We start from the raw sequence: 278 nt of genomic DNA on the forward strand, positions 1-278 counted from the left end.
TTCTTACATCAAATTAGGTAGTGCTGCCACAAAAGTTACCGCAACATCCAACGAAAGCGCATTTAGCTTCTTGTCTTATTTCCTGAGAGCGAATTACAAATATAACGATCGTTACTTACTTGGGTTTAGCGTTAGGGCCGATGGTTCGTCCCGTTTTGGCGCAAACCATAAATATGGTTACTTCCCTGCGGGTTCAGTAGCATGGATTGCATCAGAAGAAGATTTCTTAAAAGGCAGTTCATCAATCAGTTTATTAAAAATCCGGGCAAGTTATGGTT

The 278-nt window shown here is 40.6% G+C and carries 1 protein-coding gene; it reads left to right on the forward strand.

Going from position 1 to position 278, the window contains the following annotated elements; translation table 11 throughout:
• Positions 1-278 (forward strand): hypothetical protein (locus tag AC0IW9_RS30720; RefSeq protein WP_471652093.1); only part of this gene is annotated, 278 nt, incomplete at both ends.

The sequence above is a fragment of the Belnapia sp. AC561 genome (assembly GCF_979252845.1).